Annotated in this window: 6 protein-coding genes and 2 pseudogenes; 4 read left to right on the forward strand and 4 right to left on the reverse strand. The window is 58.6% G+C overall.

The window, feature by feature from the left end; all coding sequences use genetic code 11:
• Positions 1–11: 11 nt before the first annotated feature.
• Both AC07PT_RS25315 and fusA read left to right on the forward strand, forming a co-directional pair.
• Positions 12–1,556, forward strand: coding sequence for an SEC-C metal-binding domain-containing protein (locus AC07PT_RS25315; protein ID WP_494658544.1), 1,545 nt, complete (start codon positions 12–14; stop codon positions 1,554–1,556).
• Positions 1,557–2,201: 645 nt separating this feature from the next.
• Positions 2,202–4,253, forward strand: a complete 2,052-nt coding sequence (fusA, locus tag AC07PT_RS25320) for an elongation factor G (protein ID WP_494658545.1) — start codon at positions 2,202–2,204, stop codon at positions 4,251–4,253.
• Positions 4,254–4,692: 439 nt separating this feature from the next.
• On the opposite strand, the gene AC07PT_RS25325 is transcribed toward fusA, so the two are convergent.
• Positions 4,693–5,840, reverse strand: a protein-coding gene (locus AC07PT_RS25325) for an IS3 family transposase (RefSeq protein WP_494658546.1) whose coding sequence is annotated in 2 segments (ribosomal slippage) — positions 4,693–5,573 and positions 5,573–5,840 — 1,149 coding nt in all. Because the reading frame shifts where the segments join, the coding sequence is not laid out codon by codon here.
• A gap of 277 nt (positions 5,841–6,117) precedes the next feature.
• Here AC07PT_RS25325 and AC07PT_RS25330 point away from each other — a divergent pair.
• The gene (locus AC07PT_RS25330; protein ID WP_494658547.1) at positions 6,118–6,417 is read left to right on the forward strand and encodes a helix-turn-helix domain-containing protein; all 300 of its coding nucleotides are present in this window, start codon (positions 6,118–6,120) and stop codon (positions 6,415–6,417) included.
• On the opposite strand, the gene AC07PT_RS25335 is transcribed toward AC07PT_RS25330, so the two are convergent.
• Positions 6,353–6,841 (reverse strand): hypothetical protein, encoded by a 489-nt coding sequence (locus tag AC07PT_RS25335; RefSeq protein ID WP_494658548.1) that lies wholly within the window; start codon positions 6,839–6,841, stop codon positions 6,353–6,355. The genes AC07PT_RS25330 and AC07PT_RS25335 overlap by 65 nt on opposite strands.
• Positions 6,842–7,020: 179 nt before the next feature.
• On the opposite strand from AC07PT_RS25335, the gene AC07PT_RS25340 reads away from it, so the two are divergent.
• Positions 7,021–7,476: a helix-turn-helix domain-containing protein gene (locus AC07PT_RS25340; protein ID WP_494658549.1), complete on the forward strand. Its 456-nt coding sequence runs from the start codon at positions 7,021–7,023 to the stop codon at positions 7,474–7,476.
• A 409-nt stretch (positions 7,477–7,885) separates the two neighbouring features.
• Here the strand turns inward: AC07PT_RS25340 and AC07PT_RS25345 are convergent.
• Positions 7,886–8,131, reverse strand: a pseudogene (locus tag AC07PT_RS25345) (IS110 family transposase); the annotation flags it as partial.
• A 16-nt stretch (positions 8,132–8,147) separates the two neighbouring features.
• A pseudogene (locus AC07PT_RS25350) lies at positions 8,148–8,395 on the reverse strand (hypothetical protein); the annotation flags it as partial.

Genomic DNA, 8,395 nt, shown 5'->3' on the forward strand with positions numbered 1-8,395 from the left:
AGACCATCATTATGTTGACGCTTATCCAGAAAGGGGAAGGAAGCACCCCAGGCGAACGCGAGCTTACGAAGCTCGCTGATCTGGCGTTCTTCGGCCTGTGGTCCTACCCGTCCGTTCATCGACGGATGGTCAAGGGCGGGCGGACGATCAAGCATGAAGTGGTCGACCTCATCGTCGTGTTCGGCAAGGACGTCATTCTCTTTTCGGAAAAGGACATCAAGTTCCCGAGCACTGGCGATATCAAGGTCAACTGGGGGCGATGGTTGCGCCAGTCGGTTCTTGGATCACTCGACCAGCTCCGAGGCGCAGAGAGGTACATCAGGTCGGGGCGCAGCGAACTGTTCCTGGACCGCAAGTGCACCCAACCCTTTCCATTGGCGCTCGATGACCCCGAGCTGAGGGTTCATCTTGTAGCGATCTGCAGGAATTCGATCGAACCTGCTCGAACCTACTTTGCCAAGTTCACGGAGAAGGGGGCGCCCGACAGCACCGGAAGCCTGGGGTTCTCCGCCGTGATGCGTGAAGAACAGATGCTCGCCAACCCGTTCTGGGTGGGAGACATTGACCCCAGCAAAACCTTCGTTCACGTGTTTGATGAAGGATCGCTGGATCTGCTCTTGACCGAGCTGGATGCCGGCCCTGACTTCATTGACTACCTTGTCGAGCGCGAACGCGCGATCCGCAAAGAACATCTGTCGGTGATCTATGGCGAGGAAGACTTTCTCGCCGTGTATTTCAGCAACCTGCAACCCAACGGTTTTGGTGCCTATCATCCCTGCAGACCGATTCCAGCCAACGTCGACGACTTCCTTCTCACCCTCGAGGAAGGCATGTGGTCAGCTCTTCGGAACTCTGGGATCTATGCGCTCCTTGAAGCCCAGCGAAATGCTGCGATGGCCTGGAAGCGAATCACCAACGACCTCTCCGAAGCCGTCCTCTCTGCCAACGTTGGCAGAGAGGTGAGCACTGAGTCGCTGGCTACTCATGAGCGCGCTGTTCGAGTTATGGCGTCAGAGAACCGGGTATCCAGGGCGGCACTGGGCCACATGCTCATTGACAAGTTCAACACCGTGCCCGGCCAGGCTCGTAGTGCTCGTGTTATTGCTTCCTTGACGCATCCAGAGCGGATCTACATCTTCCTGCTCTTCCCATGGATCGACGCGCACATCACCTACGACGGCTATCGTGCTGAGCGGAAGGCTTGCATGGAGCTCTATGCGCGCGCGGCGCAGGTGAAATTCCCCTCCTATGCCGAGATCGTAGTGCTGGGCGCAGACACAAAGGGCTCGCCTGGAAGCTCCGAAACCGTTATGGTTGCGGAGGGCAACCCGAATCTGTCCGAGGCAGAGAAAGCGGAGACCCTGGCCATGATGGAAGAGCACCAGATCTTGTCCACCCTCGGCGATTCTGTTTCGATCAGCTACCGCCCCAGCATGCCCGACCCTCGAATCTTCGGTAGCTCCTGGGCAGCAACACCACCGGACAAACTGCCTGGCGTGAACGAGCCCTGCTACTGCGGTTCAGGCCGAAAGTTCAAGAAATGCTGCAGGCCCTAGGAGGCCGCCGCGCGCAGCGTCCGGGCCTCGCTGGCGGAGCCGAATTGGGTTCGCTGGGCATACGGCGTCCCAGAGCGCTAGCGGTGGCGCAGCGGCCAAGAACGGCGTGGTGCTCCTCTAGTCCAGGGACTCTACTGCAATGACTGGCGGAAGGTCGTTCGTCGATTGGCCGGTCATGACCGAAGCAGTCGCTCAATCCGTCGAACGTGAATGACTGCATTCAGCCTGTTCCAGACATGCGTGAGCTCGCCGCTTGCACGCTCTTTGCGCGAGGAGGATAATTCACCCCTATGAAAATTCTCACCAACGTGATCAAGGCATTGCTCGCCACCTAGTTGCGCCCCTCGATCGCGTGTCGGAGGGCTTTGTGCCTTCCGGTCCCCAAAACCCCGGCAGGCTCCACCTCCGGGGTTTTTTGTTTTCAGACCTGTTTTTTTCCTACCTCTATGCGTACCTACGACAAGTTGATTGCCACGATTCGCGACCGCCGGAGCTTGAGTTCCGTGCGCCCGGGCTTCGGCGACAGCACACAACACATTCAACGCTAGCCTGAAGGCGAATACATCTCGCCTGGGCTGGCAAACAGCCAACCAGGCGGCAGCTGCTCGCAGGACCGAGTGCAGCCGCAAGAAAGATTGATTCGCCATGACCAAGAACTCACGCAACCACAGCAGCAACGCGCAACTGCGCAATATCGGTGTCATCGCCCACGTCGACGCGGGCAAGACCACGACCACCGAACGCATCCTCTTCTATACCGGCGAAAGCCACCGCATTGGCGAAGTGCACCACGGCACCGCTCAAATGGACTTCGACCCGCAAGAACAGCAGCGCGGCATCACCATCAACAGCGCGGCCGTCACCGTGCACTGGAAGGGCACGCAGATCAACCTGATCGACACCCCCGGCCACATCGATTTCAACATCGAGGTGAACCGCTCGCTGCGCGTGCTCGATGGCGCTGTCGTCGTGTTTGACGGCGTCGCTGGCGTGGAGCCGCAGACCGAGACCAACTGGCGCCTGGCCGACAAGTACCGTGTGCCCCGCATCGCCTTCATCAACAAGCTCGACCGCGTGGGTGCAGATTTCCACCGCGTCGTGGCGATGATGGAGGAGCGCCTGGGCGTGCGCGTGCTGCCTCTGCAGCTCCCAATCGGTGCGGAAAGCAACTTCCGTGGCGTGGTGGACCTGCTCACCCTGAGGGCCCGCATCTGGGACAGGGACGATGCCAGCATCCCGTACCGTGAAGCCGACATCCCAGCCGACCTGCTTGAACAAGCGCTGCACAGCCGTGCCCGCCTGGTCGAAGCCGCAGTGGATCAGGACGAAGCCGCCCTGCAGGCCTATGTGAACGGAGACGAGATCGCCGTGAACGTGCTGCGAGCCAGTATCCGCAAGGGTGTCCTGGCGGGTGCCTTCGTGCCCGCCTTGGCCGGCTCGGCTTTCAAGAACCGCGGCGTGGAGCCCCTGCTTGATGCGGTGGTCGACTACCTGCCCTCGCCCGATGACATCGTGCGCGGCGGTAGCGATGGCCAAGCTGCGTCGTCCAGCGATCCGTTCGCAGCCCTGGCGTTCAAGGTCGTCACTGACGACCATGGGGTCAAGGTGTTCGTGCGGGTCTACAGCGGCCGGCTGGGTAAAGGCGACGTGGTGCTCAACACCAGCACGGGCAAAACCGAGCGCGTGTCGCGCCTGTACGAAGTGCATGCCGACAAGCACATCGAGCGCGACGAATTGGTGGCGGGTGACATCGCCGCTGTCGTCGGCCTCAAGGACACGCTGACTGGGCACACCCTGAGCGATCCAGTCCACCCTGTGGTGCTGGAACAGATCAGCGTGCCCGAACCCGTGATTCACATGGCCATCGAGCCCAAGACGAGTGCCGACCAGCAAGGCCTGTCCAAGGCCCTGCAGTCCTTGCTGCGCGAAGACCCGAGCCTGCGCCTGCAGCACGACGCCGAATCCGGACAGACCATTCTCTCCGGCATGGGCGAGCTGCAGCTCGAAGTCTCGATCGAGAAGCTGCGCGCACGCCATGGCGTGAACGTATCGGTCGGCCGCCCCCAGGTGGCTTACCGCGAAACCATTTCGCGAAGCGTGGAGGTGACCCATGTACACAAGAAGCAATCGGGCGGCCCCGGCCAGTTTGCCGAGGTGAAGCTGCAGCTGGAACCCCTGTCCAGGGGCGAAGGCATCCGCTTTGAAAGCAGCATCGTCGGTGGAGCCGTGCCGCGTGAGTTCATCCCCGCTGTGGAGGCTGGCATCCGCCGCGCCGCCTTGACCGGCGTGGTGGCGGGCTTCCCCGCTGTGGACTTTGCTGCAACGCTGGTGGACGGCAGCTTCCATGAGCGCGACTCCTCCACGCTGGCCTTCGAGCTGGCGGCCATAGCCGCCTTCCGTGAGGCATTTGCCAAGGCCGGCCCCCTGGTGCTCGAACCCGTGATGGCCGTCGAGGTCATCACGCCGGCCGAGTACTTGGGCGACAGCATCGGCGACCTGAACCGCCGTCGCGGTGTGGTGCGAGGGCAGGGCCAGCGCGGCAATGCTGCCACGATCGAAGCTCAGGTACCGCTGAAAGAGATGTTCGGTTACATCGGTAGCTTGCGCGCACTGTCCTCCGGGCGCGCGCAGTACTCAATGCAGCTGGACCACTATGGCGTGGTGCCAACGGGTGAGATGGCGGCTTTGATGCCGTGAGGTGCACGGTGCCCACCAGGGCCGGACTGCTGATGTGGCCTGATGGCCCACATCAAGTTGAAGAGGCGCTGACGCAAGGTGGCGCCTCTTTTTCTTTGCCGATGACGGGTGGGGGTGCTGCTTTCAGCTTAGCCGTAATGCCGCCATCGGAGGCGCCGCGCGTCTTTACGACATCTGCCCAACTGCCAAAGCGGTGCCAACTGTGGCATACATCCTTGGTAAGAACGATGGGGTCGGATTTAGGTTGCAACTCAATATTTAGTTGCGACCTAAACACAGTTCGCGTGCTGGCGAACGATCACGATGCAGGGCATCGGGAATGCCGATAGTGATGACGGTGATGGATAATTTGCGACGAGTTGGTTTCCTTGACTGGAGTCGTCATGTCTATTGCCTCGAATACCTTGTCTGGGCTGCTGCCGGTTTTGTGGACACCAACCTAAGCTTCTTGAGCTTTCTCGAACTGTATCGGACTGACGTAGCCCAGCGTTGAATGACGGCGCCTGGGGTTGTAGAAGCGCTCGATGTAATCGAAGACATCCGCCCGGGCCTGCTCTCGGCTGCGGTAGACCTTCCTGGCAATGCGTTCCGTCTTCATTGAACTGAAGAAGCTCTCCATCGCCGAGTTGTCCCACACCTCACCCGCACGACTCATGCTGCAGGTGATGCCATGCTCCTTGAGCAAGTCCTGGAACTGCTTGCTGGTGTATTGGCTCCCCTGGTCAGAGTGATGCAGCACAGCCAGCGGTTTGCCACGCCGCCACACAGCCATCATCAACGCGTCAGCCACCAGCTGCGATGTCATGCTGTCTTGCATCGACCAACCCACTATCCGACGGGAATACAGGTCCAGCACCACAGCGACATACAACCAGCCTTGCGCAGTCCAGATGTAGGTGAAGTCGGCCACCCACTTTTGATTTGGCGCTGCGGCAGTGAATTCCCTGTCCAGTACATTGCCAGCGATGACGCTGCGCTCGCCCTTGTCCTGCGGTAAACCACGCCTGCGAGGCCTTGCCCTCAATGCCTGCACTCGCATGAGCCGCTCAATGCGATGCAGGCCGCACTCATAACCCAGCTCCAGCATGTCGAACCAGACGCGTCTGGCGCCGTACGTACGGTCACTGGCAATGAAGCTTTGGCGCACATGCGGCGCCATCTCCTCTTCATCGCGGCAGCGTTGGCTTGGCGGCCTCGACAGCCAGGCATAAAAGCCACTGCGGGACACACCGAGCGCCTCGCACATCATCGCCACAGGCCAGGCCCCTCGGTGCTTCGCCATGAAGCCGAACTTCACATCGACTCCTTGGCGAAGTAGGCCGCTGCTTTTTTCAGCAGGTCGCGCTCCATCTTGAGCTTGACGTTTTCCTTTCGCAGGCGCTCCAACTCGGCCATCTCGGGCTTCATCACGCCTTGACCAGGAAACGCGTGCTGCGGGTCTGCCTTGCCCTCCCGTACCCATTTGCGCAGGACGTTCTCATGAACATCCAGATCTTTGGCCGCCTGCGCCACGGACACGCCGCGCTCAACAACCAGCTTGACTGCCTCAAGCTTGAACTCTCGGCTGAACAGCCTTCTCGTTGCCATAAACCAACTCCGGTTTGACTTCACACCTTAACAAGGTGTCCTTCAAACCGGACAGCAGCCCAGTCCTCAGACATCGTATCAGGTAGCTGCCAAATGTGATGTTGCCCCTAGTTGGCTGGTAGGAGTCGGAAGCCGTGGCCAAGTTTGGATCGGACTCTATTGTTCCCGGTTGCACTGGCGCCAACAGCCTGTCGCAGTAGTGACCAACGCTCATATCTGAACGCACGAGACCAATTAGTCGTGGTCTTTTCGGTCTCATTGGGCGGAAATCGACGGAATGCTTCGTACAAACCTTCTCAATCAAGCCAACTTCGGACGCGCGCTACAGCGACTGCGCGTGGCCCGGGGCCTGACTCAGGAGGACATGCTCATGGCCACCAGCCGGAGGCACATGAGTCGTATCGAGCAAGGGCATCAACTGCCCAGCATCAGAGTCATAGAGAGCCTAGCCGAAAGCCTCCAAGTTCATCCGCTGACCCTAATGGCGGTTGCCTACTGCCCAGACGGCGACATCACATCGATGCAAAACCTCCTTCAGGTCGTTCAAACTGATTTCGCTGGAATCGCTGCCGATTAAATTTTGGTGAGGCGTTCATGGTTCCTCTGTGGCCCCTCACCATTTCCTTCAGCTCGTTCATCAAGCCTTGGTCATCTGAGGCGCCAGGACGCTGGAGAAGTCGGTCAACGATCTCTCGCTCAGTCATGATGGTGAGCAAGGTCATGCCTCCTTGAATCAGCTCGATGTCGCCTTCTAGCTCCTCAGGAGTAGCTCCGGCTTTAGAGAGTAAAACCAATGCAACAGGCAGCGCTGCGTCGTTTGATCCTTGGTCGTCAAATGACTCTCTTCCGGAAAATAGATCACGAAGTTGATCGGCCAGTCTCAGTACATGATCATCGCTCAGGGCATGAGGTAGGAGGCTCCTCCACCCTTTTAGGGTTAACAAGGCCTGGATTTCGTTTTCTCCAAAGGGGCTGAGGGTCTTTTTTTCTATGTGAAGCATGCACTGCCATTCAGGATAATATAGGACCATTTGGTCCCTCTCAGAAATGAGGTTACGACGATAGCGGATTCGGATCGTGGTCTAGGGCTTCTTGACCCACTTCCTTCAGAGGGCACACCAATGGGAAGTCACAGGTTGTCTGATGTGATCTCCGGGACAAGCTACCGATTGCCTTTGTCATGACATACGTAGAAGCAGTGAAAACTCGACTGAATCTCAGCCGTTTGGCAGAACTGGATCGCCAGCTCGCCGAGCATGCTCACATGAAGCGCCTTGCCACACCGCAGTGCGGGTGGGCAAAGACTGTCCGACTGGCAATGGGGATGAGTTCCAAGGCCCTTGGGGACCGCATTGGCATGAGCGCTCAGGGAGTACGCCAACTGGAGCAGTCTGAGGTGGATGGATCAATTTCCCTCAGAACCCTTAGTAGGCTTGCAAATGGCCTGGATTGCGAAGTGCGCTATATTTTGGTTCCCAAGACGAGTCTTTTGGAAAAAGTTCTTCTAAGGGCTCAAGAGGTAAGTGGAATTCCGCTGTCTGAGCCTGTCAAGGATTCAGGCTGGCTGCAAGAAGCCGAAGCGTTGGACAGGATTTCTGTGCTCGTGACGCAAATTAGTCGAAGAGGTTTTTGGTGAATTTCGCACCACTTTGAAAATGTGGCAATGTTGGTTGACTTGAAATTGGGTGGCAGCAGAGAATGCCCCCACGTTTAACCGTATCAATGGCCTTTGTTGTGCGGCGGGGACTTTCGACGTAGTCAGTGACATAGGTCTTTTTCTTGATGACGGTTTCCTGGCGACTAACGCAAGCCGGACTGCTCGAAGCGAGGAACAGACAGCAAATCTACAGACGGGCTTATGCACTTGGTGCGGCCCCAGATACGAACCGCACAGCAGGGCTCCCTACAAATCACGTGGTGCCCGTTGGGTCCACAGTGCAACATCAGAGCTGACCTGCTGCCTGTCTGACCTGTTCAAAGCCATCTTTGACTTCACGTCTGGCAAGGAAATGGGATTGAAGCTGAGGTGAAACTGCGTTGGTCAGTTACATCGCAGTGGCCATGTCGGCAACTGGGGGCTGGCTGACATGGCGGTCATCGTAGCGTTTGCCCTGAGTCATGACGGCCCAAAGAATCCGAGCGTTCTTGTTAGCGAGAGCTACCACGGCTTTCAGCCAGCTGCTACGTTCCCGCAGTTGCTGTGCCCACTTTGAAATGGGGTCATCGTTATGCTTGCCGGTCAACACCGCCGCCTTGGCGCCTTGTATCAGCAGGTTGGCAAGTAGTCCGTCCTGAACAATTCGCATCTCAGTCGCAGACCAGTTGGTGATTGCGTGGATCAGCGAGCAGTGCCGAGATAACCGCCTGCATCGACAGCCCGAATCGGGCGCAAAAAAGCCGCAGCGCGGCCAGGATCAGGCGCAGATTGGGGCCGGCGCCGCACAGGACAGCATGCAAGGCGTCGCCCAGCGCGCCCTTGGTAAGCGGCCAGTCCTCCCATCTTGCCCCCCATTTCAGAGCTCCCGAAGATGCCCATTTCACTTCTAAATGGACAT

It is taken from the genome of Curvibacter sp. GW821-FHT09D12, assembly GCF_059416245.1.